Origin of the sequence: Pollutimonas rozaliensis (assembly GCF_048751585.1) — a bacterium.
Taxonomy (GTDB): Bacteria; Pseudomonadota; Gammaproteobacteria; order Burkholderiales; family Burkholderiaceae_B.
On sequence record NZ_JAZHOB010000150.1, the window covers coordinates 1 to 266 of the forward strand.

The 266-nt window shown below is 51.9% G+C and carries 1 protein-coding gene; it reads left to right on the forward strand.

Going from position 1 to position 266, the window contains the following annotated elements:
- Positions 1 to 17: 17 nt before the first annotated feature.
- Positions 18 to 266 (forward strand): iron chelate uptake ABC transporter family permease subunit (locus V0R37_RS22350; RefSeq protein WP_420376589.1); only part of this gene is annotated, 249 nt, incomplete at its 3' end.

The window sequence follows — 266 nt, forward strand, 5'->3', positions numbered from 1 at the left end:
TTGCCAGCATTTACCTACTGAATAGAATGCGCTATCGCATTGCTGTACTCGCTATGGGTGACGACGAAGCTAAGTCGTTTGGCATCCATGTTGCACGCTCCCGGATGGTCGTCTTCGCGTTGATTTCTATCATTATTGGCGCCTGCGTAACCGCATCGGGCGTAGTGGGGTGGGTAGGACTCGAAATCCCACACTTTGCTCGTATGTTAGTAGGCGAAGATCACCGCCGGCTCTATTTCACGAGTCTTATGCTGGGTGCCACTTTC